The organism is Bradyrhizobium sp. WYCCWR 13022, from assembly GCF_030435535.1.
GTDB lineage: Bacteria > Pseudomonadota > Alphaproteobacteria > Rhizobiales > Xanthobacteraceae > Bradyrhizobium.
Genome location: NZ_JAUIZJ010000010.1, coordinates 680,477 through 704,887 on the forward strand (window position 1 = coordinate 680,477; position 24,411 = coordinate 704,887).

At 64.2% G+C, this 24,411-nt stretch carries 23 protein-coding genes; 14 read left to right on the forward strand and 9 right to left on the reverse strand.

All coding sequences use genetic code 11. The features are described from left to right. Positions 1–380: 380 nt before the first annotated feature. From QY049_RS18900 to QY049_RS18915, 4 genes are all read left to right on the forward strand, one after another. A complete protein-coding gene (locus tag QY049_RS18900; RefSeq protein WP_194480362.1) occupies positions 381–1,511 on the forward strand; it encodes a sugar ABC transporter substrate-binding protein in 1,131 nt (376 codons plus the stop codon). Between the two features lie 63 nt (positions 1,512–1,574). Next, entirely contained in the window at positions 1,575–3,122 is a 1,548-nt protein-coding gene (locus QY049_RS18905) for a sugar ABC transporter ATP-binding protein (RefSeq protein WP_301269826.1), read from the forward strand. Continuing rightward, positions 3,115–4,227 (forward strand): ABC transporter permease, encoded by a 1,113-nt coding sequence (locus tag QY049_RS18910; protein ID WP_258765864.1) that lies wholly within the window; start codon positions 3,115–3,117, stop codon positions 4,225–4,227. Before QY049_RS18905 ends, QY049_RS18910 begins: the two co-directional genes overlap by 8 nt. After that, positions 4,224–5,183, forward strand: coding sequence for an ABC transporter permease (locus tag QY049_RS18915; protein WP_194480366.1), 960 nt, complete (start codon positions 4,224–4,226; stop codon positions 5,181–5,183). Before QY049_RS18910 ends, QY049_RS18915 begins: the two co-directional genes overlap by 4 nt. Positions 5,184–5,193: 10 nt before the next feature. Here QY049_RS18915 and QY049_RS18920 read toward each other — a convergent pair whose 3' ends face one another. Further along, on the reverse strand, positions 5,194–6,582 hold the full coding sequence (locus QY049_RS18920) for a PLP-dependent aminotransferase family protein (protein WP_301269827.1): 1,389 nt from the start codon (positions 6,580–6,582) through the stop codon (positions 5,194–5,196). A 330-nt stretch (positions 6,583–6,912) separates the two neighbouring features. Between QY049_RS18920 and QY049_RS18925 the strand changes: the two genes are divergently transcribed. The 8 genes from QY049_RS18925 to QY049_RS18960 are packed head-to-tail and all read left to right on the forward strand — an operon-like array spanning position 6,913 to position 13,837. Continuing rightward, positions 6,913–7,395, forward strand: coding sequence for an MSMEG_0572/Sll0783 family nitrogen starvation response protein (locus QY049_RS18925; RefSeq protein WP_027526573.1), 483 nt, complete (start codon positions 6,913–6,915; stop codon positions 7,393–7,395). Between the two features lie 38 nt (positions 7,396–7,433). After that, the gene (locus QY049_RS18930; RefSeq protein ID WP_301269828.1) at positions 7,434–8,489 is read left to right on the forward strand and encodes a Nit6803 family nitrilase; all 1,056 of its coding nucleotides are present in this window, start codon (positions 7,434–7,436) and stop codon (positions 8,487–8,489) included. Continuing rightward, complete coding sequence (locus QY049_RS18935) at positions 8,416–9,534, forward strand: MSMEG_0568 family radical SAM protein (protein WP_301269829.1); 1,119 nt, start codon at positions 8,416–8,418, stop codon at positions 9,532–9,534. The genes QY049_RS18930 and QY049_RS18935 overlap by 74 nt, the downstream gene beginning before the upstream one ends. Continuing rightward, the gene (locus QY049_RS18940; RefSeq protein WP_258765867.1) at positions 9,531–10,079 is read left to right on the forward strand and encodes an MSMEG_0567/Sll0786 family nitrogen starvation N-acetyltransferase; all 549 of its coding nucleotides are present in this window, start codon (positions 9,531–9,533) and stop codon (positions 10,077–10,079) included. Before QY049_RS18935 ends, QY049_RS18940 begins: the two co-directional genes overlap by 4 nt. A gap of 2 nt (positions 10,080–10,081) precedes the next feature. Continuing rightward, a complete protein-coding gene (locus tag QY049_RS18945) occupies positions 10,082–11,077 on the forward strand; it encodes a sll0787 family AIR synthase-like protein (protein ID WP_301269830.1) in 996 nt (331 codons plus the stop codon). Beyond that, positions 11,074–12,240 (forward strand): MSMEG_0565 family glycosyltransferase, encoded by a 1,167-nt coding sequence (locus QY049_RS18950; RefSeq protein ID WP_301269831.1) that lies wholly within the window; start codon positions 11,074–11,076, stop codon positions 12,238–12,240. Before QY049_RS18945 ends, QY049_RS18950 begins: the two co-directional genes overlap by 4 nt. Beyond that, entirely contained in the window at positions 12,233–12,520 is a 288-nt protein-coding gene (locus tag QY049_RS18955) for an MSMEG_0570 family nitrogen starvation response protein (protein WP_301269832.1), read from the forward strand. Before QY049_RS18950 ends, QY049_RS18955 begins: the two co-directional genes overlap by 8 nt. Positions 12,521–12,532: 12 nt before the next feature. Then, positions 12,533–13,837, forward strand: a complete 1,305-nt coding sequence (locus QY049_RS18960; RefSeq protein WP_301269833.1) for an MSMEG_0569 family flavin-dependent oxidoreductase — start codon at positions 12,533–12,535, stop codon at positions 13,835–13,837. 11 nt (positions 13,838–13,848) lie between these two features. On the opposite strand, the gene QY049_RS18965 is transcribed toward QY049_RS18960, so the two are convergent. The 8 genes from QY049_RS18965 to QY049_RS39050 all read right to left on the reverse strand — a co-directional run bounded on the left by QY049_RS18965 (position 13,849) and on the right by QY049_RS39050 (position 21,909). Further along, positions 13,849–14,748: an SMP-30/gluconolactonase/LRE family protein gene (locus tag QY049_RS18965; RefSeq protein ID WP_301269834.1), complete on the reverse strand. Its 900-nt coding sequence runs from the start codon at positions 14,746–14,748 to the stop codon at positions 13,849–13,851. Positions 14,749–14,909: 161 nt separating this feature from the next. Beyond that, complete coding sequence (locus tag QY049_RS18970) at positions 14,910–16,148, reverse strand: ABC transporter substrate-binding protein (protein ID WP_258765873.1); 1,239 nt, start codon at positions 16,146–16,148, stop codon at positions 14,910–14,912. A gap of 41 nt (positions 16,149–16,189) precedes the next feature. Continuing rightward, on the reverse strand, positions 16,190–17,671 hold the full coding sequence (locus tag QY049_RS18975) for an ATP-binding cassette domain-containing protein (RefSeq protein WP_301269835.1): 1,482 nt from the start codon (positions 17,669–17,671) through the stop codon (positions 16,190–16,192). Beyond that, positions 17,671–18,597, reverse strand: a complete 927-nt coding sequence (locus tag QY049_RS18980) for a branched-chain amino acid ABC transporter permease (protein ID WP_194480394.1) — start codon at positions 18,595–18,597, stop codon at positions 17,671–17,673. The genes QY049_RS18975 and QY049_RS18980 overlap by 1 nt, the downstream gene beginning before the upstream one ends. Before the next feature lies 1 nt (position 18,598). Further along, entirely contained in the window at positions 18,599–19,474 is an 876-nt protein-coding gene (locus QY049_RS18985) for a branched-chain amino acid ABC transporter permease (RefSeq protein ID WP_194480396.1), read from the reverse strand. 101 nt (positions 19,475–19,575) lie between these two features. Then, positions 19,576–20,820, reverse strand: a complete 1,245-nt coding sequence (locus QY049_RS18990; RefSeq protein WP_194480398.1) for an ABC transporter substrate-binding protein — start codon at positions 20,818–20,820, stop codon at positions 19,576–19,578. Between the two features lie 213 nt (positions 20,821–21,033). Next, positions 21,034–21,363 carry an NAD(P)/FAD-dependent oxidoreductase gene (locus QY049_RS39045; protein ID WP_367401193.1) on the reverse strand — a complete coding sequence of 110 codons (330 nt, stop codon included), beginning with the start codon at positions 21,361–21,363 and terminating at the stop codon, positions 21,034–21,036. A gap of 30 nt (positions 21,364–21,393) precedes the next feature. Next, positions 21,394–21,909, reverse strand: coding sequence for an FAD-dependent oxidoreductase (locus QY049_RS39050; protein ID WP_367401194.1), 516 nt, complete (start codon positions 21,907–21,909; stop codon positions 21,394–21,396). Positions 21,910–22,039: 130 nt separating this feature from the next. On the opposite strand from QY049_RS39050, the gene QY049_RS19000 reads away from it, so the two are divergent. Next, complete coding sequence (locus QY049_RS19000; RefSeq protein WP_194482626.1) at positions 22,040–22,348, forward strand: hypothetical protein; 309 nt, start codon at positions 22,040–22,042, stop codon at positions 22,346–22,348. Positions 22,349–22,754: 406 nt separating this feature from the next. Continuing rightward, positions 22,755–24,317: a 2-isopropylmalate synthase gene (locus tag QY049_RS19005; protein WP_301269836.1), complete on the forward strand. Its 1,563-nt coding sequence runs from the start codon at positions 22,755–22,757 to the stop codon at positions 24,315–24,317. Positions 24,318–24,411 lie beyond the last annotated feature (94 nt).

Below are 24,411 nucleotides of genomic sequence, written 5' to 3' on the forward strand. Positions count from 1 at the left end.
TCAACATGCGCCGCACCAGGCAATTCGGGCGCGCAGCCGATCATGATCGTGTCGGCATTTTCCCCTGAGTGTCATTCTTTTGCGCTGCGCCGTCCTTTGGTTCGCAATCATTCGATTGCGCTGCATCAGATCGGACGCGACCATCCGATTGTCGCGCGCGTGTGTTTCCGGCCTCGTCGCGACCGAAGGATCATCTCCCGCAGATGTGATGGCTTTGCTCCACGCGTTCGCAGCGGGACAGGCCTCATGACAGGCATTCGGCTTGTGCGCATCGGAGGTTGCGTGGCATCCTAGCGGGGCAAATTGCACGGGAAGGTCAATTCCCGGCTTGGCCATTGGGCCGCGTTAAGGGTGGAACACAAAAGCTCAGGAGAAGTGATATGGTGTGGACGCTTCGTTTTACGGGGCTCGCTTGCGTTGGCCTGTTGCTGTCTTCGGTCAGCGCCTTCGCAGGGCCCAAGGTCGTGTCTGGTCCGGGCGCCGATCCCGCATGCTTCAAGCCCTGGTCGTCCCAGACCAAGTTCTTCCAATGGGCCAAGAAGCCCGGACCCTACAAGATCGCCCTCGTCAACGGCTTCGTCGGCAACACCTGGCGCATCCAGATGGTGAAGACCGCGAAGGCCTTCGCCGCGCAGCCGGGCATCAAGGAGAACATCAAGGAGTTCAAGGTCGTCTCGACCGGCACCGATGTTGCAGCGCAACTCGGCGCCATGGAGGATTTCATCAATCAGGGCTTCGACGCCATCGTCACCATCGCGGTGGCGCCTGACGGCTTCGACCGGATCATCCGCCTCGCCGACAAGAACAACGTGGTCGTGGTGCCCTTCGACAACATCCTCGACACCGACAAGGTGATGATGGTCAACGAGGACCAGAAGGAAATGGGCCGCATGTCGGCGAAGTGGCTCATCGACGAAAGCGGCAAGAAGAGCGGCGACATTCTCGAGGTCCGCGGCCTGCCGGGCAATTCGGTCGACCGTGACCGCCACCTCGGCTTCCGCGAGGTGATGGAAGCGCCGGGCAACAGCTTCAAGATCACCGAAGTGGTCGGCAATTGGGACACCGGCACCTCGCAGAAGGTGACGGCGGACGCACTCGCCGTGCACGGCCATTTCGATGGCGTGTTCACGCAAGGTGGCTCCGACGGCACCGTTCAGGCGTTGATGGCGGCGAAGCACCCCTTCGTGCCGATGTCGGGCGAGGGCGAGAACGAGTACCGCAAGCAGATCGCCGAGCACGCCAAGGACGGGCTCAAGGGCATGTCCTACGGCCAGTCCCCGGCACTGGTCGCCATCGCCACCAAGGCGGCGATCTCCGCGTTGCAGGGCAACGTCATGCCGCAGCTGATCTCGATCCCGATCCCGGTCGCGACGTACAAGGATTTGAAGCCCGGCACCAATTACTGGCCGGACCTCAACGCCAACTTCTTCGCGCCGAACCAGTTCACCCCCTGCGGCGTCAACTTCACGGCGCCGGAGATCATGTCGCAGAGCGAGAAGAACACCCAGTGAGCGCACTGGAGACGTCACCGTCGCGGCCCGGCCATCGCCGGGCCGCCGCTGCGTGAGTGTGCCATGCCGGATGCCGCCCTGACCCAATCTGCCTTCCTCACGCTGTCAGGAATCTCCAAGCGTTACGCCGGCGTGCGCGCGCTCGAAGGCGTCGACTTCGCCTGCGAGCGCGGCAAGATCCACGCGGTGCTCGGCGAGAACGGCGCCGGCAAGTCGACGCTGATCAAGATCATCGCCGGCGTCGTCCAGCCCGATGCCGGCACCATGCGGCTCGGCGGATCCGAAGTGCACTTTGCGACACCGTCCGCGGCCAACGCAGCCGGCGTCGTCTGCATCTTCCAGGAATTGTCGCTGATGCCCGACCTTTCGGTCGCGGACAACATCTCGATCTCGTCGCCGCCGCGCCGCTTCGGCCTCATCGACGCGCGGGCGCAGCGCCGCCGCGCCGAGCAGCTGCTGGCCGAGATCGGCTGCGAGGACGTCAATCCCCTGATGCGCGTGCGCGACCTGCCGTTGTCGCGCCGCCAGGTGGTGGAGATCGCCAAGGCGCTCGGCAAGAAGCCGCAGCTCTTGATCCTGGATGAGGCCACATCGGCCCTCACCAGCGCCGACGTCGAGAAGGTGTACGCCATGCTGGCGCGGCTCAAGGCCGAAGGCGTTGCCATTCTCTACATTTCGCATCGCATGCACGAGGTCGAGGCGCTCGCCGACCGTGCCTCGGTGTTCCGCAACGGCCGCCATATCGAGACCTTCGACAAGGGAAGGCGCTCCACCGCCGATATCGTCCAGCTCATGATCGGGCGCGATATCGCGGCCCAATATCCGCCCAAGCCCGCGCGCGGATCGCCCAAGGCGGTGCTCGATATCGAGAATTTGAGCTGGGATCGGCATCTCGATCGCATCTCGCTGCGCGTCGGCGCCGGCGAGATCGTCGGCCTCGGCGGGCTCGACGGCCAGGGGCAAAAGTCCCTGCTGCTGGCGCTGTTCGGTGTGCTGCGTGGCGTCTCCGGGCAAATCACCGTCGAGGGCCGCGAGGTGCGTCCGGCATCGCCGGCGGCGGCGAAGTCGGTCGGCATCGCGCTGGTGCCGGAGGATCGCAAGACCGAGGGCCTGATGCTGCCGATGTCGATCGCGGACAATCTCGTGATCGCCTCGCTCGACGCGATCTCGACCGGACCTCTGGTCGATCGCGCCCGAGAGAACGAGGCGATCAAGCGCGCGATCGCGCGGCTGCAGATCAAGATCGGTGCGCCCGGAGATGCGGTCTCGACGCTCTCCGGCGGCAACCAGCAGAAGGTCGTTCTCGCCAAATGGCTGATGACCGACCCCAAGCTCATCCTGCTCAACGATCCCACCCGCGGCATCGACGTCGGCACCAAGCAGGAGCTCTACCGGCTGATGCGCGAGCTCGCCGACCAGGGCGCGGCCATCCTGTTCTACTCGACCGACTACGACGAGCTCATCGGCTGCTGCGACCGGGTGGCGATCATGTATGATGGGCGCATCGTGCGCGAGCTCCAGGGCGACGAACTCACCGAGACCAACATCATCGCGAGCGCGCTGAACATCGACGCGGCGGCGCCGGATGCTCCCGGAGCCGCCCATGCTTGACGATATCGCCATCAGGGTTCGCCAGAACATCGGCATCGTCACCGCCGTCCTGTTGTTCTCCGTTCTCTATCTGCTTTACAACCTGGCGCACCCCAAGGGATTCTCGTCGGCGGTTCTGGTGCAGAACGGCGACGAGATCTTTGCGCTCGCCATGCTGGCGATGGCCCAGACCGTTCCGGTGCTGGCGTCGGGACTCGATCTCTCCGTCGGCGCCGTCATGACCATGGTGGGCTGCTTCGCAAGCTATCTACTCACGGGGGCGGCGGGCGGAACGCCGCTGCATCTCGACATCTTCGGCCTGCAATTCGGCCTCGGCACCTTTCCCGGCGGAGTGAACGGCATCCTGCTCGGCATCGTCGTGTGCCTTGCGATCGGCGCATTGGCGGGCTTCGTCAATGGCTGCGTCGTCGTCTATGGACGCATCCAGCCGATCATCGCGACGCTGGCGACCGGCGCGGTCTATATCGGCATCGCGCTGTTCCTGCGGCCGACGCCTGGCGGCAAGATCGACGACGATCTCAACTGGGCGCTGACCAACTCGCTCGGCGACTTCGCCGCGACCGTTCATATCTTCGATGACGGCGCCGCGAGCTGGTTTGCGCCGGTCGCCTGGATCCCGGTGCCTTTCGTGCTGCTGATCCTGATCGCGCTGCTGGTCTGGGTGCCGTTCCGCCGCTCCGTGATTGGCCGCGCCGTCTACGCGGTCGGCTCGGCCGAAGGCGCCGCCTACATGTCGGGTCTTCCGATCGAGCGCGCCAAGATCGCGGCCTTCACGCTTGCCGGTTTCTTCGCCGGCTGCGGCGGCCTGTTCCTCGCCATCCAGACGTCCTCGGGCAATGCCGACATTCCGCAGGCCGGCGCCTATACGCTCAACTCCATTGCCTCCGTGGTCATCGGTGGGACCTCGCTGTTAGGGGGGACCGGCAGCGCGATCGGCTCGATCTTCGGCGCCATGGTGCTGCGCGTCATCTCGTTCTTCTTCCGCATCTTCGACATCGCGCCGCTGTTGCAGCCGCTGTTCGAGGGCCTGATCCTGCTGGCGGCGGTCAGCATCGGTGCCCTCGGCGTGCTGCGCGTCAAGAACACGCTGGAGCTGTTCCGATGACGACTGCGTCCCTCGGACTCTCCCGCGACGACCGCCCGATCCTGATCGCGGCGCTGTTCATTCTCGTCATCCTCGTCGCCGGCACGGTCTACACCTTTGCCCGCTTCGGCAGCGCGCCGCTGTTGTCGCCGACCTACTTGCTGCAGCAGCTCCAGATCGGCGCCTTCCTCGGCATCGTTGCCGCCGGGATGATGATGGTGATCCTGATCGCGCAGATCGATTTGTCGGTGCCGTGGACGCTCGCCGCGGCCGCGATGATGGCGACGTCGATCGGCGGGCCGCTCGCCATTCCGGTCGGCCTCGGCGTCGGGCTGCTGGTCGGCCTCATCAACGGCATCGGGGTTGCGTATCTGCGCGTGCCCTCGATGATCTTCACCCTCGGCGTCAACGCGGTGATGCGCGGCTTGATGGTCGCGCATACCGGCGGCTACGCCCCGCAGACCGCGGCCACTGATCTGATGCGGATGCTCGCGGGTGACCGCACGCTCGGCATCCCCAACGCGCTGTTCGTGTGGGCCGCCGTGTCGGTGCTCGTGGCCATCATCCTCCAGCGCACGGCGCTCGGGCGTTACGTCTACGCCATCGGCAACAAGGAGGCGGCCGCCTATCTTGCCGGCGTCGACACCCGCCGCATCACCGTGGTCTGCTTCGTGCTCTGCGGTCTTGCCGCCGCGCTCGCGGGCGTCCTCCTCGCCGGCTACTCCACCAAGGCCTATCAGGGCATGGGCGATGCCTATCTGCTGCCGTCGATCGCGGCGGTCGTGATCGGCGGCACCAACATCCTCGGCGGCCGCGGCCGCTATCTCGGCACGCTGATCGGCGTCGTGCTGATCGTGCTGCTCAACAGCGTGCTGTCGATCATGGACATGCCCGAGGCCGGCCGCCAGGTGATCTACGGGCTCGTCATCATCTTCATGCTGCTGGTCTACGGGCGCGGCGAACGTGTCACGAGCTGACGTCGCTCCATCAGAGAAACGGCGACGCCAGGGCCGGCGTTTCGGCCAGCGCGTGAGCGGCGTATTCGAGCGCAGATCTGATCTGTGCCCGCGTTGAAGGACCGCAGATGCAGACCCTGACGGCCTCCGGCGGTGGATCGCTCACGACAAAGGCGTCGCTTGCGACGACGCCGACGCCGGTCTGCCGCATATGCTCCACGAAAGCCGAGCGCCTCCAGGGCGTCGGCAGCGGAACCCACAAATTGAAACTGAGGGGATCGCCGCGATAGGAGCCCTTGGGCAGGATTTCGGCGGCAAGCTTTTGCCGCGCCGTCGTCTCTGCGCGGATGAATCGCAGCATCGTGTCTGCGGTGCCGTCTTCGATCCAGCGCGTCGCGATCGCCACGGTGAGGGGGGATGCCATCACGGTCGCTGAGCGGAGCGCCGAGGCAAACGGCCAGGCCGAGCGCGTGTCGGGCACGACGACGTAAGCGGTGCGCAAGCCCGCGCCGATGCATTTTGCCAGTCCTGCGACGTGCCAGGTCAGATCGGGTGCGATCGCAGCGAAGGGCGCATGGCCGTGGCCGTGCTCGGGAATGAAACCATAGGCATCGTCCTCGATGATCAGCAGCTTGAAGCGTCGTGCGATCGCGACGATCTCGCGCCGCCGCGAATCCGGAATCGTCAGCGTCGTCGGATTTTGCAGCGTCGGATTGAGGTAGATCGCCTTGGGCTTCAGCCTCTTGCAGGCATCGGTCAGCGCCTGCGGCTCGATGCCATCCTCATCCATTGGCAGGCCGACGAGCGTAATGCCGAGCTGTGCGGCGATCGACCTGATCCCGGGATAGGTGATGGTCTCGCACAGCACGACTTCGCCTGCCTTCGCGAGGATCGAGAGGATGCCGAGCAGCGCCGGATGAGCTCCCGGCGAGACAAAGATGCGATTCTGTGCCGGGACCAGCGCGCGGCGGCCGAGCCAGCTCGAGGCGGCATCCTTGTCGGCCTGCGTGCCGCCAAAACCCTGGTAGCGCAGCAGCGATACGACGTCGCGCAACACATGCTCGGCGCCGGCCTGCATCCGCTCGATCAATTCGGGATCATCAGGCTCGGGCGGCAGGTTCATCGACAAATCGACGGGGCGGGGCGGAAAGATTGTCGCCGAGCGACGCGGCCGCGGCTTGTCGCGAACAAAGGTTCCCTGTCCGACCTTGGATTCAATCAGCCCGCGCTTCTGAGCCTCGACATAACCGCGTGCAACCGTGGTGAAATCGACATCGAGGCGCTTGGCGAGCTTCCGCTGTGGCGGCAATCGGTCGCCGATCACAAGCCGTCCGGCGGCGATATCGTCGGCGATCGCGTCTGCGATCGCGAGATAGCGCGGCTTGTCGCTGTTCGAGAGATCGGGTCGCCAGTCGGCCATTGCTCAGTTCCGTCAAGTTACGTCAGTAGAATTGACTGTATATTGTTGCAGGCATCGAGGCAATTGCGTCGCGCAGTTTTGACGTCGTGAGAGGATGTTCCGCCAGAGCGCGTTGCACACCGATCGAGCGCGTTGCCCAGTAATTTCAGGCACCATTTTTCGGGCATTGCGCGCGCATATCCAAATCCAGTCAGGTCTCCATTCAACAATGACTGGATACTTGAATGCAAATTGTATGGTTTGATGATTTGGAGTGCAGAACGTCGTCTGGCACATTGATTGCAAAACCTGATCTCGATCCGGGAGGCCGGACGTGAACAGGAGGTGTCTATGCCAGCAGTGAACATGCCCGCGCGTCAGAAGGGCGACTTTCTTGTTGACTATGAAGAGAAGGTTTTCGAGGACGTCAAAGCAAAGCCGGGTGAGAAGGCGCTGGTCACCTTCCACACCGTCGCCTTCGAGGGTTCAATCGGCCTCGTCAATATTCTCCAGGCGCTGCGCCTGAAGCGGAAGGGGTTCGAGACCTCGGTTCTGCTTTACGGTCCCGGTGTCACGCTCGGCATTCAGCGCGGCTTTCCGAAGATCGGCGACGAAGCCTTCCCCGGCGCGCAGAACTTCAACAACCAGCTCGCAAAGTTCATGGATGAAGGCGGCAAGGTCTATGCCTGCCGGTTCGCGCTACAGGCGCTCTACGGCCATGGCGAACCGTCGCTGATCCCGGGCATCCGGCCGATCAATCCACTCGATGTGCTCGATCTCATCCTGCTTCACCGCAGGGACGATGCCTTCATGATCCACACCTGGACCGTCTGACCTCGGTTGGTTCACGCGACGGACGAGGGAGAAGCACAGTGACAGCGAAACGCACGATCAGGGCTGGCGCGATTCAGATTGCGCCGGATCTGGAGACGCCGACCGGAACGGTCGACCGGATCCTGGCGGCCATCGCGGAAGCGGCCGGCAAGGGAGTCCAGTTCGCCGTTTTTCCGGAGACGTTCGTTCCCTGGTACCCGTATTTCTCCTTTGTCCGTCCGCCGGTCCTGAGCGGCGCCGAACATATCCATCTCTACGAAAACGCCGTCATCGTGCCGGGTCCCGTACCGGACGCGGTGGCGCAAGCGGCGAAGCGCCACGGCATGGTGGTGGTGCTCGGCGTCAACGAGCGCGATCATGGCTCGCTTTACAACACCCAGCTCGTATTCGACGCGAACGGCGCGATCGTGCTGAAGAGGCGCAAGATCACGCCGACATTCCACGAGCGCATGATTTGGGGGCAGGGCGATGGTGCCGGCCTGAAGGTGGTCGAGACCGCGGTCGGCCGCGTCGGCGCGCTGGCCTGCTGGGAGCACTACAACCCGCTCGCCCGCTACGCGCTGATGGCCCAGCACGAGGAAATCCACGCGGCCCAGTTTCCGGGATCGCTGGTCGGACAAATCTTTGCCGACCAGATCGAGGTGACGATCCGGCACCATGCGCTGGAAAGCGGATGCTTCGTCGTCAACGCCACCGGCTGGCTGACCGAGGAGCAGATCGCGAAGGTCTCGCCCGAAGAAGGTCTGCGCAAGGGCCTGCGCGGCGGCTGCATGACCGCGGTCGTCTCTCCCGAAGGCAACCACCTGGTGCCGCCGCTGACCAGCGGCGAGGGCATCCTCGTCGCCGATCTCGATCTTGCTTTGATCACCAAGCGCAAACGAATGATGGACTCGGTTGGCCACTACGCCCGGCCGGAGCTGTTGTCGCTGGTGCTGAACGACCAGGCCGCGCGTCCGATGCACGGCTTTCACCCGAACCGCCTCGCGCCCATTCCGAAAGACCAATCAGATGAGACCGCAGATGCAGCAACCTATGGCGATGCCGACCGAGCAGCTGATCAACGAGTTGCAGTCCTTCGGGGTCCGGCTCGCTGATCCCAAGACCGGGGGCACGAGCCGCCGTGGCGGCGCCGGGCCGTCAGATCACACGCCGTTCACGATCGACGGCGCCACCGTGATGATTCCGGTCCACAACGCACCGGCCTTCGAGAGCCCCTATCTCGTCGAACGTCTGGATGAAGCCGGGCGCAGCCGCATCTCGCGCGACGGCGTCGTGCTCGCTGACGTCTCGTTTCCGTTGCGTCCCAAATTCTACGACCGCACCACCGCGGACGGCATTCCCTATTGGAAGCTTGCGACCCTGCACGGCCGCGATGTTCTCGCCACCACCGTGCTGCAGACCTGCATTCGCTACCAGAGCCGCACCAAGACTTGTCAGTTCTGCGCTATTGGCCAGTCGCTGGCGGCAGGACGTACGGTCGAGCGCAAAACGCCGGCCCAGCTCGCCGAAGTCGCTCAGGCGGCCGTCGAGCTCGACGGTGTCAGGCACATGGTGATGACGACGGGCACGCCGCACACCTCCGATCGCGGCGCCGGCATCCTTACGGAGAGCGCGCAGGCCGTCAAAGCCGCCGTCGACCTGCCGATCCAGGTGCAATGCGAGCCGCCGGACGATTATGCCTGGTTCCAGCGTATGAAGGATTCGGGCGTCGACGCGCTCGGCATGCATCTGGAGGTGATCGGGCCCGCCGTGCGGCAAAGGATCATGCCGGGCAAGGCACAGGTGCAGGTCGAGCAATATATGGATGCGTTCGAAGCGGCCGTCCCGGTCTTCGGCCGCGGTCAGGTTTCGACCTATATCCTGGCCGGCCTCGGCGACGAACCGTCCGAGATTCTCGCACTGTCGCGTCGGCTGATCGATATTGGCGTCTATCCCTTCGTCGTGCCATTCGTACCGATTGCCGGCACGCCGTTGGAGAGCCATCCGACACCGTCTGCGGCGTTCATGCACGAGATCCTGCGTCCGCTCGCCGACATGTTGCGCGTAGGTGGCCTGCGCGCCAGCGACATCAAGGCAGGCTGCGGCAAATGCGGTGCCTGCTCGGCCTTGTCCACTTACGAACGCGGAGCAAGCGCATGATGTTCGAGCCGTTCAAACCGTTCGTTGCGCCGGAATTCCAGGTGAAGTTCGCAACCGAAGCCTGGGAGCGGGCCGCCGCCGCAGCCCTGCGTCGCAGGGTCTTCTGCGAGGAGCAGGGTGTGTTTACCGCCGATGATCGTGACGCGGTCGACGATGTCGCCATTCCGCTCGTGGCCGTGTCGCTGCTCGGTGTGGCCGAGGATGAGGTGGTTGGCACCGTGCGCATCCATACTGATGAGCACGAAGCAGATGTGTGGTGGGGCTCCCGCCTCGCCGTCGAAAAGGGCTACCGCCGGCTCAGCGCGGTCGGCGCCGGCCTGATCCGGCTTGCCGTCTCCTCCGCGCATGCACGCGGCTGCCGGCGCTTCCTCGCCAATGTGCAAAGTCAGAACGCACTGCTGTTCCAGCACATGCATTGGCGCTCGCTCGGCGAGTTCGAGCTCCATGGCCGGCCGCACCATCGCATGGAGGCCGATCTCGATCACTACCCGCCATTCCGGACGCCCGAGACTGGCTTCCGCTCACTTGCAAAGCTGGCGGCCTGATCATGCTGACGGACGCCGCGCTCACAAGCCTTGCCGAAACGCTCCGCCAAAGCCGTGGCATCGTCGCCAAGGCCGACATCGCGGCTGTTGCGGCGGCGCTCGACCTGTCTGGTGGCGACGTCATCCCGGTGGGCGATGATTGCGCGGCGATCCCGGACGGCGATGGCTATACCCTGTTTGCCATCGAAGGTTTCATGAATGAATTCGTCGCCGCTGATCCCTGGTTTGCGGGGTGGTGCGGCGCCATGGTCAACATCTCGGATGTCGTTGCGATGGGCGGACGGCCCACCGCCATCGTCAATGCGATCTGGTCCAACGGGGCTGATAGGGCCGCGCCCATTCTCGAGGGATTGAAGGCCGCGGCGAAGACATTCGGCGTGCCCGTCATTGGCGGTCACACCAATCTGCGCAGCAACCAGAGCCAGTTTGCCGTCGCGATCCTCGGCCGCGCCAAGCGCCTTCTCACCAGCTTCGACGCCAGGCCAGGCGACAAGCTCATCGCAGCGACTGATCTGCGCGGCCGCTATCGCGATCCCTTTGCGAACTGGGAGGCGGCGACCGACGCGCCTGCGGAGCGGCTGCGCGGCGATCTGGAGATCCTGCCGTCTATTGCCGAAGCAGGCCTTGCACTCGCAGCCAAGGACATCAGCCAGGGCGGCATCGTCGGGACCGCGGCGATGCTGGCCGAGTGTTCGCAAGTCGCCATTACGCTGGACGTCGAGGCGGTTCCGATTCCCGCCGGTGCGCCGCTCGAGCGCTGGCTACTCACGTTCCCGAGCTTTGGTTATCTCCTGTCGGCGAAGCCCGAAGATGTCGACGAGATCCTGTCGCGCTTCCAGCGGCGCGGCATCGCGGCGGCCGCGATCGGAGACGTCAGCGTGGGAGCAAGGGTAGACATTCGCGCTGACTCTGCCTGCGCAACCGTCTGGGACTTCGCAGAACAGGGCCTGATTGGCTGTGCGCCAGGCGAGAGCCATCAGCAGCGGAGCGTGGCATGAACGGCGGCGCGTCCGGGCTTCGCATCGCGATTCTCACGCACTCCACCAATCCCCGGGGCGGCGTGGTGCATGCGCTTGCGCTTGCGGATGCCCTTGCGGAGCTCGGACATCGACCGGTCGTGCATGCGCCCGACCCGACAGGCAAGGGCTTCTTCCGCCGCAGCATCGCTTTGACGCGCTCCGTGCCTGCGTCGCCGGCCTCGGGTAACGTCGTCGCGATGGTCGAAGCGCGCATCGCGGATTATGTCAGGCATTTCGAAGATGCCGCCAACAGGCAGTTTGACGTTTTCCATGCCCAGGATGGCATCTCCGGCAATGCGCTCGCGACGTTGAAGCAGCGCGGCCTGATCCAGCGCTATGTCCGCACCGTTCATCACGTCGATGCATTCGGTGACGAGCGGCTCTGCGAACTCGACCGGCGCTCGATCGTCCACGCCGACGGCCTGTTTGTCGTCAGCCGGCTCTGGCAGGAGCAATTGAGGGCGGAGATGTCCCGCGCGGCGACGCTGGTCGGAAATGGCGTCGACACGGCGCGCTATTCGCCCCTCTCGACGGCCGGCGATGATGCGCTACGCGCCCGGCTCGGCCTTCGCGCAGGCCCGATCCTGCTGTCGATCGGCGGCGTCGAGCAGCGCAAGAATACGCTCGGTATTCTCGACGCCTTCCGGCAGGTGTACGCCGTACATCGGTCCGCGCAGCTCGTCATTGCCGGCGGAGCTTCGCTGCTGGACCATGGCCTGTATCGACAACAGTTCAATGCGCGGCTGCGCGACGCCGGACTGCCCGTCGATGCGGTGATCGAGACCGGTCCGCTGACGGATGTCGACATGCCGTCGCTGTATCGCCTGGCCGATGTGCTGCTGTTCCCATCCCTGCGCGAAGGTTTTGGCCTGGCCGTGCTCGAAGCGATCGCCAGCGGTGTGACGGCGGTGGTCTCGCACATCGCGCCCTTCACGGAATATCTCGGCCCCGACGACGTCGCCTGGTGCGATCCGCATCACGCGGGCTCGATCGCAGATGCTGCCCTCAGTGCGCTCACGGCCCCCCTGCGCTCGCGGCTGACCGCGAACGGCACGAGGGTTGCGCGGCGTCATGATTGGAGCCGCACCGCCATGGCACACGTGGCCACCTATCAGGCAATGCGCGAGGTGTACTATGCCTGAGATGCATTTTCACGTGCGCTGGCCCGATGACCCGGTCGAGGCCTGCTATTCGCCCTCGCTCGTCATCAAGGATCATTTCGTCCCGGGCACGACCTATGCGCTATCAGACTTTCGCGAACGCAGCCGCGTTGCGCTGACCATTGCGGCTGAGCGCGTTCGTGAGAAGTACGGCTTTCTGTGCTCGCGTGCGCTCGGGCAGCTCGCACGGATCGAGGCTGCAGCCGCGAAATTCGAGGCCACGCCTGGTGCGTCCGTCACCATCGTCTCTTTTGAAGAATAACAGGAGCTGATCATGACTGACCTTGACACTCATTATCCGGTCGTCGTGATCGGCGGCGGCCAGGCGGGCCTCGCGATGAGTGCGCAACTCATCAAGCAAGGTATTGATCACGTCGTTCTTGAAAAGAATACCATCGCGCATTCCTGGAAAACGCAGCGTTGGGATGCCTTCTGCCTCGTCACGCCGAATTGGCAATGCCGGCTCCCTGGCTTTCCCTATGTCGGCGGCGATCCGCATGGTTTCATGCTGCGCGACGAGATCGTCTCTTACATCGAGGATTTCGCCAGACACATCGATGCGCCGGTCCACGAAGGTGTCGCCGTCACGCGCCTGAGGCCGTCCGGCCGCGGCTTCATGCTCGAGACCACAGCAGGTGAGATTGCCGCTGACCGCGTCGTGCTGGCGGTCAGCGGCTATCACATTCCGAAAGTGCTGCCGTTTGCCGATCGCCTCGATGCATCGATCGTGCAGATCCACTCCTCCGCCTACCGCAATGCGGACCAGTTACCGCCGGGTGAAATTCTCGTGGTGGGAAGCGGGCAATCGGGCTGTCAGATTGCCGAAGATCTGCATTTGGCCGGCCGCAAGGTGCATCTCGCTGTCGGCAGCGCGCCGCGGTGCCCGCGCTTCTATCGCGGCCGCGACGCGGTCGATTGGCTCGACGATCTCGGTCAATATGACCTGCCGGTTGACAAGCACTCGCTGAAGGAGGGCGTTCGCAGGAATGCCAATCATTATTTGACCGGACGGGACGGCGGCCGCGATATCGACCTGCGCAAATTCGCCCTTGAGGGCATGAAGCTCTACGGTCGCCTCAAAGACGGCCGCGGGACATCTTTGCAGCTTGGCGATGATCTTCAGGTCAATCTCGACAATGCCGATAAAGTCTACAACGGCATCTGCCGGCTGATCGATGACCACATCGCGAAGAACAGAATCGCAGCGCCTGTGACGCCGCACTATGAGCCGGTGTGGTCCCCGCCTTCGGTGCCCACGGAGCTTGATCTCGCAGCGAGCGGCATTACAAGCATCATCTGGACAACCGGCTTCCGGTCCGACTGGTCCTGGGTCGACCTGCCGATGTTCGACGGCACCGGGTATCCAACTCACAAGCGGGGCATCACGTCGGTCGACGGCGTCTATGTCGTCGGGCTGCCTTGGCTCTACACCTGGGGCTCGGGCCGGTTCGTCGGCATCGGACGTGACACGGAGTTCGTTGCGGATCACATCACGGAGCGATTGAATGCATCGCCGGCCGACCTGCGTCAGGCCGGCCGGAGCGAGGTATCGCAATTTGCTGCGAGTGGAGCCATGTAGCCCCGCTCGCGCTACACCGCCGCGCGCGTGTTGAGATAGATCGAATAGAGCGAGGTCTGGCCGCAGATGTAGAGGCGGTTGCGGCGCGGGCCGCCGAAGCAGACATTGGCGACGATCTCGCCAATCGGGATCGTGCCGAGATGCGTGCCATCGGGTGCGTAGCAGAACACGCTGCGTCCCGCCGACGTCCAGATGTTGCCGTGGATGTCGACACGAAAGCCATCATAGAGCCCGTCCGGGCACGTGGAAAACAGCGAGGCTTCGCCGGCTGTCTGCCCCTTGACCTCATAGGACCAGATCGTCGGCGGCAGCCCGCGGACATGCGTCGCACCGGTGTCGGCGACATAGAGCCTGCTTTCGTCCGGCGAGAAGGCCAGACCGTTGGGCTGCACCCGGTCGGACACGACGCGCGCGATGGCACCGGAGCTGCCGTCGATCCGGTAGACGTTGGAGGCACCGATCTCGGACGGGCTTTGCTGCCCCTCATAGTCGCTGTCGATGCCGTAAGTGGGGTCGGAGAACCAGATCGAATTGTCCGACTTGACCACGACGTCGTTGGGCGAATTCAGCTTGTGGCCCTCGAACGCGTCCGCCAGCACGGTGATCGAGCCGTCGTGCTCGGTCCTGGTGACGCGACGCATGAAGTGCTCGCAACTGACCAGCCGTCCCTGGCGATCGGTGGTGTTGCCGTTGGAATTGAAGCTCGGTGAGCGGAATACCGACACCGATCCGTCGGTCTCGTCGAAACGCATCATCCGGTTGTTCGGAATGTCGGACCAGATGAGGTAGCGTCCGGCCGGAAAGTAGGCGGGACCTTCGGCCCAGCGGCAACCGCTGGTGAGCTTTTCGAGATTGACGTGGCCGATGACCAGCCGCTCGAAGCGAGGATCGTGGGCGACATAAGGGAGCATGCGTCCTCCTTGATGGCCGCAGATTCTTGGGGCTGCCTGCGTGCAGTCCTTACTGTGATCGACCCTGCCGAATTTGCAAGCGTGCTCCATTCAAGGGTGCAAAGCGAAATGCCCGGGAAGGGCCCGGGCATCACGTGTTTGCGAAGGTGTTCCTTCGATATTTACTGCGACAGCTTCACGAAGTTCGGAAACTTCAGCTTGCCTTCCGCGATCTTCTCCGGCCAGACCACGACCTGCTTCTGGTCCTGCCACTGGAAGACGAGGCCGGTCACCGCGCCCGGACCGGACTTGATGCCGTGGGTGAACTCGTCGTCCTTGCCGTAGAACTGGATCTGGCCGATCGTTCCCTCGAAATTGGTCTTCTCCATCTCGGCGACCATCTTGTCGGGATCGGTCGAGCCGGCGCGCTTGATCGCGTCGGTGATGATGTAGACCTCGTCATAGGCGGTGTAGCCGGTATAGGCCGGCGCTGTGCCGAATTTTGCCTTGAAGGCCGCGGCAAACGGCTTTGTCTTCGACGTGACCGCAACGTCGGGCGTCGCGACCGCCAGCGACGGCACGCCGTCGGCGGCGCCGTTGGTGTCCTTCCAGAAGGTCGGGCTCAACGCCTGCGCGCTGATGCCGAACATCGGGATCGGCACCTGCTGGTTCTTCCACTGCACCGTCGGCTGCACGCCGACATGCGAGATGCCGGTGACGATCACGTCAGGCTTCTTGGCTTCCATGTTGTTGAAGATCGGCGTGAAGTCGGTGGTATCGGGCGAGAAGCGGACGTGCTCGACCACCTTCAGACCCGCCTTGGGCAGGCAGGCCTCGTAGCCGACGTCGAGCGGCTTGGTCCAGGCGGCGTCCTCGCTCATGATCGCGACCGTCTTCATGTGCATCTTGTCGACGAGCAGGTCCTTGGCGGCGTCGCAGACGAGCTGCGCCTGCGCGGCCGAGGTCAGATAGCCGTGGAAGGTGTACTTGTTCTTCTCATAATCGTTGTGGATCGCCTTGGTGATCTCGTTCGAGGCGGCACCCGGGGTGATCAGCGGCATCTTCAAGCGCGCCGCCCAGGGCTCGAGCGCCAGCACGACCTCGGAGATGTAGCTCGCGATCACGGCCGACACCTTGTCCTCGCTCACCGCGCGCTGGAAGGCGCGCACCGAGTCCGCCGAGGAGCTCTTGTTGTCATAGGTGACGATCTCGATCTTGCGGCCGAGGATGCCGCCCTTGGCGTTGATCTCGTCGGCGGCGATCTGCGCGCCGCCGGGGGTCGCGGCGCCCGCGATCGACTGCACCTCGGCGATGACGCCGATCTTGATCGGATCGTTCGACTGCGCGTAGGCGGGGGCGGCGAGGCACAGCGCCAGCGCGGAGGTGAGGAGGGCAGAGCCGAGAGCCGTCGATGATCGCATGGTTGTTTCCCTTTCGTTTTTTCTATTGTCGATACGCGAACTCAAAGAAAATCCGTGCCGGCTTCGGCGGCGAAGCGGCCGGGATCGCCCTCCCAGACGATCGTGGCGTGCTCCAGCACATAGACACGGTCGGCGTGCGGCAGCGCGAAGGTCACGTTCTGCTCGCCGAGCAAAACCGTGATCGACGTGGTCTGGCGCAGCTTTTCCAGCGCCTTGGAGAGCAGCTCGAGAATGACGGGAGCAAGGCCCAATGTCGGCTCGTCCAGGATCAGGATCTGCGGCTGCATCATCAGCGCGCGGCCGATCGCCAGCATCTGCTGCTCGCCGCCGGAGAGCGTCTGCGCCATCTGGCCCTGGCGCTCTCTGAGGATCGGGAACAGCTCGAACAGCCAGGCGAGCTGTGCCGCACGCTTGTCGTCGTCGAGATGCTGTCCGCCGAGATCGAGGTTTTCGCGCACCGTCATCTCGCCGAACAGCTCGCGCGACTCGGGGCACTGCACGAGGCCGCCGCGGGCGATCTTGGCCGGGCTGGTGCCACGCAGCTTCTCGCCGCCGCGGATGATCTCGCCGCTATAGGGCAGGAAGCCGGAGATGGTGTTGAACAGCGTAGTCTTGCCGGCGCCGTTGAGGCCGACGACGGAGACGAACTCGCCCTCGTGGATGTGGATCGAGACGTTCTCCAGCGCCTGCGCCTTGCCGTAGTGGACGCTGACATTCTCGACCTGGAGCAGCGGCACCTTGTCCTTGAAGCTGGTTTCGGGACGCGCGTGGGTCTCGATGGCGCCGCCGAGATAGACCCGCCGCACGGTCTCGTTCTTCATGACGTCGTCGGCCTTGCCGGTCACGATCTCCTCGCCGAGATACATGGCGAGCACGCGGTCGACCAGCGCCGCGACGCTCTTGACGTTGTGGTCGACCAGCATCACCGCGCGGCCCTCATCGCGGAAGCTGCGGATCAGGTCGGAGAAGACGTCGACCTCGGCGCGCGTGAGGCCGGCGAACGGCTCGTCTACCAGCACCACCTTGGGATCACGCGCGATCGCCTTGGCGAGCTCGAGCCTGCGCAGATCGGCGAAGGGCAGCGTCGGTGGGCGGCGGTCCATCACCGAGCCCAAGCCCACACGGTCGGCGATCCATTTGGCGCGCTCGACCAGCGCCTTGTCCGGAAACAGCATTAACAGGCTGTCCGGCAGCAGGGCCACCATGATGTTCTCCAGCACCGTCTGCCGGTTCAGCGGCCGCGAGTGCTGGAACACCATGCCGAAGCCCTTGCGCGCGATCTTGTGCGCGGGCAGGCCCGCAACGTTCTCGCCCTCGAAGATCACGTCGCCTGCGGTCGGGCGCTCGATGCCCATCACGCTCTTCATCGCGGTGGATTTACCCGAGCCGTTCGGCCCGATCAGGCCGAAAATCTCGCCGCCATTGACGTCGAAGCCGAGGTTCTTCACCGCGGTCAAGCCGCCAAAGCGCTTGGTCAGGCCGCGAACTTCCAGCACGGGCCGGTTTGAAAGCCTCTGATCCATTACGAGCGAGCCTCGCGCGAGAGGGCCGCTCCGAGGAAGCCGCCGGGGAAGAACAGGACGACGAGCAGCGCCACTGCCGAGACGATGAAGGTCGCGAGCTCACCGGTCGGGCGCAGGAACTCGCCGGCGACGATCAGGAAGATCGCGCCGAGCGCTGCGCCGAGCACGGTGCGCCGCCCGCCGAGCACCGCGGAGACGATCACGTTGACGCCGACCGCGACGTCGACGACGGTGCCGACCGAGGCGGTGCCGAAATAGAACACGAGCAGCGCCCCCGACAGTCCCGAGAAGAACGCGCTGACGATGAAGGCGGCGAGCTTGTGCTTGACGATGTTGAAGCCGAGTGCGCCGGCCTGCACCGGGTCCTGGCCGCTGGCCTGCAGCACGAGGCCAACAGGCGATTGCGACAGGCCGTAGAGGATCGCCGCCGAGATCGTCATGAAGCCGAGCGCGATCCAGTAATTGGCGCCGGCATTGATGGTGATGACGTCGGGGATGGTGAGGCCGATCTCGCCGCCGGTGAGATCGGCGAACACGACGATGAAGTTCTGCAGCATCAACACCGCGACCAGCGTGGTCAGCCCGAAATAGGGCCCGCGCACGCGCAGCGCCGGCAGCGCCAGCACCAGGCCTGCGATGACGGAGGCGAGCGCACCGAGCACGATGCAGAGATAGACCGACCAGCCGAACTGGGCATTGAGGATGCCGGCGGTGTAGGCGCCGACACCGATCAGGAAGGTCGGGCCGAAATTCACTTCGCCCGCGAAGCCGAACAACAGGTCCCAGGCCATCGCGAACACGCCGAAATAGAACGCGACGGTCAGGAGCCCGAGCACATAGCCGGAGACATAGAGCGGCAGCGTGGCCGCGATGATCACGAGCGCCAGTGAGACGAAGAACAGGCGTGAGGTAAAGAAACCAGCCATCTCAGCGCCTCCCCAGAAGGCCCTGGGGCCGGATGTACATCACGAACACGAGCAGCAGGAGCGCTGGAATGGTGCGATAGGCCGGTGAAACCAGATAGGCGGTCAGCGTTTCGAGATAGCCGACCACGAAGGCTGCGATCAGCGAGCCGGAGACGCTTCCGAGGCCGCCGAGCACCACGATCGAGAAGGCGCTCGCGGTCAGCGGTCCGACGCTATATGAGCTGACCCCCAAGAACATGCCGAGCAGCACGCCGGCGATGCCGGCGAGGATCCCGTAGATCGCCCACACCACGATGTAGATGTTGGTGAGCTCGAGCCCGAGCAGCGTCACACCGCGCGGGTTCATCGAGGCCGCCAGCACCGCCTTGCCGGTGCGGGTGCGGTTCACCAGCAGCCACAGCAGCGCGATGACGAGGCAGCATACGATCGCGGTAAAGATCTCGTTCGTCGGTGTGCGAACGCCGAGGATATCGACGACACCCTCGACGATCGGCAGCACCGTCTTGGCGTTGTTGGTGAAGAAATAGGCGATCAGCTCCTGGATCATGATGCCCCAGAGCAGCGTGCCCGTGAGGACGAAGATCTCCTTCTCTTCGTTCGGAATGCGCCGGGAATCCTGGATCGGCTTCACCACCGCGAAATAAGTCGCGAACGCCGTGAGGAGCGCGACGCCCACCCCGATCAGCGCGCCGGCATAGGTGCCGACGCCGAGGATGCTGGCGGCGGCCCAGGCCGCGACCGCTGCCGCCACCATGATGGCACCGTGGGAGAGATTGAGCACGCCGGAGACGCCGAAGATCAACGTGAAGCCGGTGGCACCGAGAGCGTAGAGAGCGCTGATGGCAAAGCCATCGATCAGAATCTGGAAAGCTCGCATTGATGATTGGCCGCGTGGCAGCCGGGCTGCCGCTTTGAGGGAACGTGCTGCTGATGTCGCAAGTGGAAGCTCCCGGGAGGCGGTCCCGGGAGCAATTCCGATCAGTTGCTGAGCTTGATGAAGCTCGGGAACTTGATGTCGACCTTGGCGATGTCCTTGGGCCAGACCGCGCTCTGCTTGCCGTCCTGCCATTGCAGCATCAGTCCGGTGATCAGGCCCTTGCCGTATTTGATCGAGTGCGTGAACGGATCGTCCTTGCCGTAGAACTGGACGCGGCCGATCGTGCCTTCCCAGTCGGTCTTCTCCAGCGCATCGACCAGCTTGTCGGCGTCGGTCGAGCCGGCGCGCTTCACGGCGTCGGCGATGTAGTAGACCTCGTCATAGGCGGTGTAACCGGCATAGGACGGGTAGTTGCCGAACTTCTTCCTGAAGTTTTCCGCGAACGGCACCGACTTCGGCGTCACCGCGACGCCCGGGCCGGAGACGCCCTGATAGAGCACGCCTTCGGCGGCCTGGTTGGTGTCCTTGCCGAAGGTCTCGTTGGTGGCCTGCGAGGAGATGCCGAACATCGGGATCGGCACCTGCTGGTTCTTCCACTGCACCGTCGGCTGCACGCCGACGTGGGAAATGCCGGTGATGATCACGTCGGGCTTGGCGCCCTCGATCTTGTTGAAGATCGGCGTGAAGTCCGTGGTGTCAGGCGAGAAGCGGATGTGGTCGAGCACCTTCAGCCCGATCTTGGGCAGGCACTCCTCGTAGCCGACGTCGAGCGGCTTGGTCCAGGCGGCGTCCTCGCTCATGATGACCGCCGACTTCATGTGCATCTTGTCGACGAGCAGGTCCTTTGCGGCGTCGCAGACCGACAGCGCCAGCGCGGCCGAGGTCAGATAGCCGTGGAAGGTGTACTTGTTCTTCTCGTAATCGGCGTGAACGCTCTTGCTGATCTCGTTGGAGGCCGCACCCGGCGTGACGAACGGCGTCTTCAGACGCGAAGCCCAGGGTTCCAGCGCCAGCACCACCTCGCTGATGTAGCTGGCGATGACCACGTTGACCTTGTCCTCGTTCACCGCGCGCTGGAAGGCGCGTACCGAGTCGGCCGAAGAGGAATGATTGTCGTAGCCGATGATCTCGATCTTGCGGCCGTTGACGCCGCCGCTGGCGTTGATCTCGTCGGCGGCGAGCTGCGCCGCCTGCGGGATCGATGCGCCGGCGATCGCCTGCGCTTCGGCGATCACGCCGATCTTGATCGGATCGGCCGCAAAGGCCGCACCTGAGGCTGCCAGCAATGCGCCCGCCGCGGCCGCACCAAACGCACTTCGTAACGCACCAGAGAGTGCTTTATTCATATTGTTCTCTCCCTTGAACCAAGCTTCTTTGAGCTATTGTGGCCGGACTATAGCGGCGAGAGAATCCTCGGCAAGTAAAACTGTATTCAGGATTGTACGATGGGGACTAAAGTCTAGCTGCGCAGATATCGGGCACGGCGGACGCGTATTCCGCATGCAGGCATGCAGATTTCGTCGGTGGGCATGCGACAGCAGCACAGGCCCGCAAACGCGTCACCGCGATCGCCGCGGCTGCACATCGAGTGGTTTGAGGCGGGCAGGATCGAATGGAGTGAGGTCGACGTTTCGCGCTGCGCCTTCGACAATCAACTCCGCTGGCGCTTCGCCGCTTGCAGGCGCATTGAGGATATAACCCCAGACACCATGTCCACTCGCAACATGGAGTCCCTCATCCCGCGGCACGCGCCCAATCAAGGGTAAGCCGTCCTCGGTCACCGGACGAAAGCAGGCCTGCTTCGCGATGATCTTCTCCGGCCGGAACAGCGGCGACAGTCGTTCCGACATTTGTTGCAACCAGTCCATAAGATTGGGCTCGGGCTTCACGTCGGCTGGATCGGTGGAAAGGCAGCGGTGTCAGGGCAAGCAGTCGTACACGATGCTCGGGCTGCGCTCACCATGGATTGCGGGCAGGCTCATCCATTGCGCAGCGAGCGGCGACCCTGGACCCATTGCGATCACCACTGCGTCGGCATCGATGACGCTGCCGTCGACTTCGACGCCCTTCACCGTCGCGCCGTCGGCATCGCGCACCGTGCTCGTAACGCGGCCATCACGAAGCTCTGCGCCGTGCACGATCGCCGCGTTCATCATGACCGACTTGAACCTGTGTGGATGAACGATGGCCGTCGTCCCGGTCGTGCCGATGCGCTGCGCGATGACGACGCCGTCGCTGAGCCAATCTAGCGCGGAAGGCGCCGCGCCAGCGCGTCGAACGGCGTGCCCGCACACCAGTCGCGCGCCAGGAAGCCGGCGACCTTGCCGGAGGCTGCGGCCCGCCACCTCTGTCCGCTCGACGACGATGACATCGACTCCATGCAGGCGTGATGCATGGAAACCTTTCGCGTTGCGGGTGAGCAGTGTCGCACGCAAGCCTAAGGCGCCGACGCGAGGGCTGAAAGGCGGCCTCATTGCGGCGGCTTGTTGGCAACGCGACAATTCGTCCGCCCGCGCAGTCAACCAAAGCTTACCGTGAGCATGTCAAGCCTTGACCTCGCTTACGATGCTTCGCAAAACCGTCCGGGGCGAAAGGCCGGAGTTTGCCGTGGGTGTTGCTGTACTGACCATCTTGCTCGCGATTGCGTTTGCGGCCGGCTACTTCCTGCGCGATCTGATGTCCCGCAAACGCCGTGCGGAGGCCCGCCGGTGGCGCGGCTACGCGCAGCCGGACTGGCTCAACGCGCGTCCGCCTGCCAACACCAACGAGGTGACCACCGTCAATCAAATGGCGGCGCCGGCCCCGGCGACCAGCGAGCTCGGCCAGATGCTGGACCGTTGGGAAACCAGGGCGCGCGCCCGCCGCGCGGGGTAGGCGGCCGTCTCAGCTCGCATTCCCGCGCCGTGGACGGCCATGATAGGTCACCTATACTGACCATCTTTTTGGCGTTGCAGTTGCGGTCATTTCTCGTCTAGAAACGGCGCGTTGAGCCTTCCGGCAACCAACCGTCAACGGTTTTGACCGAGGATTTGGGGCTCAAAAGGGTCTGGCAATGCTGATTCGCGGCCAAATCGATGGGATTTCGGGGGAGGTGGCTCTGGCCGCCGCCACGATCCCGGCCGCGCTGCTGCCCACCCTCCTTATTGGCGGCCTTCTTCTTACTTGCCCCTGAGGGCCGGCTGGGCGCCACGCGCCTGGGCGCTCAGGGGTTGGTCGAGATCACCGGACACCTCAAGCGCCCTTAAGACTGACGGCGCGAAAGCTCAAAAGGAATATTGCAATGGCCCCCGCGAACAAGTCCGACAAGGACCGCGTCATCATTTTCGACACCACCTTGCGCGACGGCGAGCAGTGCCCCGGCGCCACCATGACCTTCGAGGAAAAACTCGAGGTTGCCGAGCTGCTGGACGATATGGGCGTCGACGTCATCGAAGCCGGCTTCCCGATCACCTCGCAGGGTGACTTCGAAGCGGTGAGCGAGATCGCCCGCCGCTCCAAGAATGCCGTCATCGCCGGTCTGTCCCGCGCCCATCCGGCCGACATCGACCGCTGCGCCGAAGCGGTGAAGTTTGCCAAGCGTGGCCGCGTTCACACCGTGATCGCGACCTCGCCGCTGCACATGCGGGTGAAGCTGAACAAGACGCCGGAAGAAGTGTTGGAGACCTCGGTCGCGATGGTCGCGCGCGCCCGCAACCAGATCGACGACGTCGAATGGTCGGCCGAGGACGGCACCCGCAGCGAGATGGACTATCTGTGCCGCATCGTCGAAGCCGTCATCAAGGCCGGTGCGACCACGGTGAACATCCCCGACACCGTCGGCTACACGGTGCCGGAGGAATACACCCACTTCATGAAGACGCTGATCGGGCGCGTGCCGAACTCGGACAAGGCCGTGTTCTCGGTCCACTGTCATAACGACCTCGGCATGGCCGTGGCGAACTCGCTGGCCGGCGTGGTCGGCGGCGCGCGCCAGGTCGAGTGCACCATCAACGGCATCGGCGAGCGCGCCGGCAACGCCGCGCTCGAAGAGATCGTGATGGCGATCAACGTGCGCAACGACAAATTCCCCTACTGGAACAAGATCGACACGACGCAGCTGACCCGCGCTTCGAAAGTGGTGTCGGCGGCGACCTCGTTTCCCGTCCAGTACAACAAGGCCATCGTCGGCCGGAACGCGTTCGCGCACGAGAGCGGCATCCACCAGGACGGCGTGCTGAAGGACGCCTCGACCTACGAGATCATGCGGCCCGAGATGGTCGGCCTGAAGCAGTCCTCGCTGGTGCTCGGCAAGCATTCCGGCCGCCATGCCTTCGTGCACAAGCTGGAAGAGATGGGCTACAAGCTCGGCCCGAACCAGCTGGAAGATGCGTTCACGCGGATGAAGGCGCTGGCCGACCGCAAGAAGGACATCTACGACGAGGACATCGAGGCGCTGGTCGATGAGGAGATGGCGGCCTCGCACGACCGCATCAAGCTGACCTCGCTGACCGTGATCGCCGGCACCCATGGCCCGCAGCGCGCGACCATGAAGCTGGACGTCGACGGCCAGATCAAGATCGAGGAAGCCGAAGGCAACGGTCCGGTCGACGCGGTGTTCAACTGCATCAAGCGCCTGGTGCCGCACGAGGCCAAGCTCGAACTGTATCAGGTTCATGCCGTGACCGAAGGTACCGACGCGCAAGCCGAGGTCTCGGTGCGGCTGTCGCATGACGGACGCTCGATGACCGCTCGCGCGGCGGATCCGGATACGCTGGTGGCGTCCGCAAAGGCCTATCTCGGCGCGCTCAACAAGATCGTCATGAAGCGCCAGCGCGACACCGTGACGACGGCTGCTGCGAGCTGAGAAGCGAAGCTTGTCATTCCGGGTCTGGTCCGGCGGACCATCCCGGTATGACGGTGCTTTGGCTGCGAATAGCTGCCCTGCTAACGGCCGGTAG

What these genes read in the sequence shown, in the direction of transcription:
- QY049_RS18900 (WP_194480362.1), top strand. Translation starts at nt 381, where the DNA reads ATGGTGTGGACGCTTCGTTTTACGGGGCTCGCTTGCGTTGGCCTGTTG.
- QY049_RS18905 (WP_301269826.1), top strand. Translation starts at nt 1,575, where the DNA reads ATGCCGGATGCCGCCCTGACCCAATCTGCCTTCCTCACGCTGTCAGGA.
- QY049_RS18910 (WP_258765864.1), top strand. Translation starts at nt 3,115, where the DNA reads ATGCTTGACGATATCGCCATCAGGGTTCGCCAGAACATCGGCATCGTC.
- QY049_RS18915 (WP_194480366.1), top strand. Translation starts at nt 4,224, where the DNA reads ATGACGACTGCGTCCCTCGGACTCTCCCGCGACGACCGCCCGATCCTG.
- QY049_RS18920 (WP_301269827.1), bottom strand. Translation starts at nt 6,582, where the DNA reads ATGGCCGACTGGCGACCCGATCTCTCGAACAGCGACAAGCCGCGCTAT.
- QY049_RS18925 (WP_027526573.1), top strand. Translation starts at nt 6,913, where the DNA reads ATGCCAGCAGTGAACATGCCCGCGCGTCAGAAGGGCGACTTTCTTGTT.
- QY049_RS18935 (WP_301269829.1), top strand. Translation starts at nt 8,416, where the DNA reads ATGCAGCAACCTATGGCGATGCCGACCGAGCAGCTGATCAACGAGTTG.
- QY049_RS18940 (WP_258765867.1), top strand. Translation starts at nt 9,531, where the DNA reads ATGATGTTCGAGCCGTTCAAACCGTTCGTTGCGCCGGAATTCCAGGTG.
- QY049_RS18945 (WP_301269830.1), top strand. Translation starts at nt 10,082, where the DNA reads ATGCTGACGGACGCCGCGCTCACAAGCCTTGCCGAAACGCTCCGCCAA.
- QY049_RS18950 (WP_301269831.1), top strand. Translation starts at nt 11,074, where the DNA reads ATGAACGGCGGCGCGTCCGGGCTTCGCATCGCGATTCTCACGCACTCC.
- QY049_RS18955 (WP_301269832.1), top strand. Translation starts at nt 12,233, where the DNA reads ATGCCTGAGATGCATTTTCACGTGCGCTGGCCCGATGACCCGGTCGAG.
- QY049_RS18960 (WP_301269833.1), top strand. Translation starts at nt 12,533, where the DNA reads ATGACTGACCTTGACACTCATTATCCGGTCGTCGTGATCGGCGGCGGC.
- QY049_RS18965 (WP_301269834.1), bottom strand. Translation starts at nt 14,748, where the DNA reads ATGCTCCCTTATGTCGCCCACGATCCTCGCTTCGAGCGGCTGGTCATC.
- QY049_RS18970 (WP_258765873.1), bottom strand. Translation starts at nt 16,148, where the DNA reads ATGCGATCATCGACGGCTCTCGGCTCTGCCCTCCTCACCTCCGCGCTG.
- QY049_RS18975 (WP_301269835.1), bottom strand. Translation starts at nt 17,671, where the DNA reads ATGGATCAGAGGCTTTCAAACCGGCCCGTGCTGGAAGTTCGCGGCCTG.
- QY049_RS18980 (WP_194480394.1), bottom strand. Translation starts at nt 18,597, where the DNA reads ATGGCTGGTTTCTTTACCTCACGCCTGTTCTTCGTCTCACTGGCGCTC.
- QY049_RS18985 (WP_194480396.1), bottom strand. Translation starts at nt 19,474, where the DNA reads ATGCGAGCTTTCCAGATTCTGATCGATGGCTTTGCCATCAGCGCTCTC.
- QY049_RS18990 (WP_194480398.1), bottom strand. Translation starts at nt 20,820, where the DNA reads ATGAATAAAGCACTCTCTGGTGCGTTACGAAGTGCGTTTGGTGCGGCC.
- QY049_RS19000 (WP_194482626.1), top strand. Translation starts at nt 22,040, where the DNA reads ATGCTTCGCAAAACCGTCCGGGGCGAAAGGCCGGAGTTTGCCGTGGGT.
- QY049_RS19005 (WP_301269836.1), top strand. Translation starts at nt 22,755, where the DNA reads ATGGCCCCCGCGAACAAGTCCGACAAGGACCGCGTCATCATTTTCGAC.